The organism is Streptococcus sp. SGI.013 (assembly GCF_050315295.1).
In the GTDB taxonomy this organism is placed as follows: Bacteria; Bacillota; Bacilli; order Lactobacillales; family Streptococcaceae; genus Streptococcus; species Streptococcus porcorum.
In genome coordinates this window covers 1-2,770 of record NZ_JBNPOS010000059.1, presented here as the reverse complement: position 1 = coordinate 2,770, position 2,770 = coordinate 1, and the positions used below count along the sequence as shown (strand labels likewise).

The window sequence follows — 2,770 nt, the reverse complement described above, 5'->3', positions numbered from 1 at the left end:
AAAAAATTGTAATTCCAAAGGTTTTCTCACTCATTTCGCCGCTCGCTACAAAGGTTACTTGACGTTTATCTTCTAAAATATCACTTTCATCAAGCGACGTTGACAAGCCGCTCCACGGCTCTAGAGCAATAAAAGGGCTCTTATTGACGGTTGACCATAAAATCAAATTTGGAAAATCTTCAAAATCCAAACGCAATCCTTTATCGTGTTTATGAGATTTCAAAGAAACGCTGCGTGAAGCTAATTTATCCAAAGTAATGGCATCTTTGGCAAACAAAGCATAATCCAAATTTAGAATATTTTGCTTTTCTAAAAATGGCGTACGCTTATTCACATCAAGAAGCCCTGTTTCTGGAAAAGATTCTGGAACAGTACAAGTTTCCTCTTTTTCAAATTCGAGATAATAATCTTCATAACACTCATCAGCAAGCAATGGGCAATTAAACCCAGGGTGCCCACCAATAAAGTAAGGCATGACCTTTTCCGTCTCGCGATTTGTCACTTGGTAACTTGTTTTAATCGTCTTTCCAATCAAAGTGTAAATGATTTTCAACTCAAAATCATAAGGATAATTTGCCAACATTTCCGCATCAGGGGTGATTGAAAAAACAAGGCTATTTTCAGATAATGGTTCATAAGTAAAAGTCTTCTTACGCACCAAACCATGTCGCGGTATCACACCTGTAAAATGGGGACGGCTACTAGGACGATAAATAGCTTCATCATCACGTAAGCTCCCACAAATCGGAAATAATACTGGTGCTTGTGAACTCCAATACTCTGGATTTCCTTACCACAAATATTCGACGCCGTCTTTATCTTTTATGGATGACAAAGCGCCACCAAATTCCTTAAATTGAACTGTTAAGAAATCATTTTTTAATTCAATAACCATTACTTTCTCCTAAATAAAATGAGAATGAACAGCCTCATAACTGCCATTCTCATCACGCGTAAAAACAAAATAATAAAAGAAGTTTTAGTGAGTTAGATTAGATGTATTACTATTTGGCTTCTTGATAAGCTTGATTACGTTTTTTCATTTCTCCTTTATACCAGAAGAAGAGCAACGTGTAAACAACTAAAGCAATAGCTGCATAAAGAACGTAAGTCAAATCACCAGTTGAAGCTTTACCAACAAAGAATGCCAAGAATTTTTCAATTGGTCCTTCCATTGTTGTATGAGAAATCATGGTCGAAGCATCTAAACCACTTGGAAAGGCACCCACTTTTTTAGCAGTTTCTGTGATAAATGGTGCAATCAACGTTCCTGACCACAAGAATAGCGGTAATTCAATAGCACCAATGACAATCATGCGGATTAATTTACCACGTGTTACAACTAGCAAAGCTGGAGTAACCCCCATCGCAATAATACCTGCGAGCGGTAATAATTTATTTCCTGGTAAAACAATTGCTTCTAACAACATAATTGGAGCTAAAATATTAGCGGCAGCCCATACTTCTGCACGACCTGCAATGAATGGCCAGTCCAAACCAATATTTAATGTGCGTCCTTGTAATTTTGAAGAAGCAAAGTCAGTAATACCTTGAGAAAGTGGTTCAACAGAAGCGATAAACCATGACCCAATCAATGAGAACAATTCCAAGCAGACAGCTGCTGTAAAAGCTAAAGAAGCAATTTCAGTTGGTGTTTGACCTGCTAATAAACCAACAAAGATTCCTAAATAAATACCAATTGCAAATTTTGAACCCCAGAAACCAATTTTAGCATTTAATTTAGCAGCATCGAAGTCATATTTATCAAGCCAAGGGAAAAGCTTGTCAAAAATTTTATCGAATACCATAATAATTGGATTCATCATGTAGTTCATGTGAGTTGTTGTCATCGGATTTTCATCACCAGTACCCAATAAATCATTAAAAGTAGGTTTCATAAGGTCTGAATTGATAATTTTTAAAATACCGATAAAAATAACCAAAATCGTTGCAATCATGAGGTTTGCTCCACTATAAATAGCAAACAAGCCAACAATTGATAAATGCCAAATATCGAAAATATCAACATCAAGCGTATTGGTTTTATTCAATACCAACATAATGATATTTACAATGACCATTACCATCAAAAAATATAGGGTATAAGGTGAGCCCCAAGTGATAGTTGCCAACGGTGCCCAACCAACGTCAGTGATATTTAATTCCAAACCAGTTCTGGCAACAAAATCAGCCATAGCACCCGAAAATGCCGTTGACAAGATATTGATAATTGCGCTAATACCCGTTAAGGCAATTCCTAGTTTAATACCACCTTCTAATGCTTTAGTGAATTTCACTTTAAAAAAGAGGGCAATGACAGTCAAGATGATTGTCATTAACGGAGCGGCACCAAGGCCAATAATTGGTTGGAAAATCGTATTTGCAAAGTCGATAATTACATTCATTTCATTTCTTCCCTTTCTTTCGAAAGCGCTTTAATTTATTTGTTTAAGCTATTAATAACGTCTTCCATTTTCTTATAAACAGGTTCTGCCATTGCTGGGATACGATAAAGAATAGCACCAGCATCGACAACTGGAATCTTAACATCAAAGCCTAAATCAGTCTTAGAAATTTGTGCAAAGATGTCATAATGCGATAACAATTCTTCATTGATATCTTTAATCATAACAGCATCACACGATACTTGATAACCACGTTTAGTCAATTCTGTTTCTAGAGCGTTTTTAATTTGGTGACTTGAGTTAACCCCAGCTCCACACGCTGCTAAAATTTTAATCATGAGAAATTCCTCCTTAAAAATTATTTT

Annotated in this window: 2 protein-coding genes and 1 pseudogene; all 3 read right to left on the bottom strand. The window is 36.0% G+C overall.

The genetic code is table 11. From position 1 onward, the window contains the following. Positions 1-895: pseudogene (locus tag ACQRDX_RS09125) on the bottom strand (aldose 1-epimerase family protein); the annotation flags it as partial. Positions 896-1,004: 109 nt separating this feature from the next. After that, positions 1,005-2,405 (bottom strand): PTS galactitol transporter subunit IIC, encoded by a 1,401-nt coding sequence (locus ACQRDX_RS09120; protein WP_020916062.1) that lies wholly within the window; start codon positions 2,403-2,405, stop codon positions 1,005-1,007. 35 nt (positions 2,406-2,440) lie between these two features. Beyond that, on the bottom strand, positions 2,441-2,743 hold the full coding sequence (locus ACQRDX_RS09115) for a PTS sugar transporter subunit IIB (protein WP_009853318.1): 303 nt from the start codon (positions 2,741-2,743) through the stop codon (positions 2,441-2,443). Between the last annotated feature and the right edge of the window lie 27 nt (positions 2,744-2,770).

What these genes read in the sequence shown, in the direction of transcription:
- ACQRDX_RS09120 (WP_020916062.1), bottom strand. Translation starts at nt 2,405, where the DNA reads ATGAATGTAATTATCGACTTTGCAAATACGATTTTCCAACCAATTATT.
- ACQRDX_RS09115 (WP_009853318.1), bottom strand. Translation starts at nt 2,743, where the DNA reads ATGATTAAAATTTTAGCAGCGTGTGGAGCTGGGGTTAACTCAAGTCAC.